This window comes from Falseniella ignava (assembly GCF_002847645.1).
GTDB classification, from domain to species: domain Bacteria; phylum Bacillota; class Bacilli; order Lactobacillales; family Aerococcaceae; genus Falseniella; species Falseniella ignava.
Genome location: NZ_PKHE01000047.1, coordinates 1 through 323, shown reverse-complemented (window position 1 = coordinate 323; position 323 = coordinate 1). Strand labels below are relative to the sequence as shown.

1 protein-coding gene is annotated in these 323 nt (G+C 30.7%); it reads right to left on the bottom strand.

Features of this window, described 5'->3' with window-relative positions:
- The coding region (locus tag CYJ57_RS07730; RefSeq protein ID WP_143826759.1) for a nucleotidyl transferase AbiEii/AbiGii toxin family protein at positions 1–323 on the bottom strand (323 nt) is incomplete at both ends.

Here is a 323-nt window from a genome sequence, read left to right as displayed (position 1 = left end):
GATAGGTATATTCTATTTCTTTGGGTGTTATTGCGTCTCCTGTTGTTAGATCTAGTTTCATTGGATTTTTAGTTTTCCCAACATTTGCTATTAGGGATATTCTAAAGTTTTCGTACTCGTCCTCTTCTCTTATATAACTGATGTCTTTTATTTCAAATTTTATTCCGTCATCGACATCTATATTTATCATTTCTTCTACAATTTCTTTTATTCTTTTTTCTTTTAGAGCTATGCCTTTAATGGTTGTGTCCATGTCCATAGTTGTTCTATTTCCAATACCGATCAAGGATGATATTAAGAATCCTCCCTTTATTACAAAATTA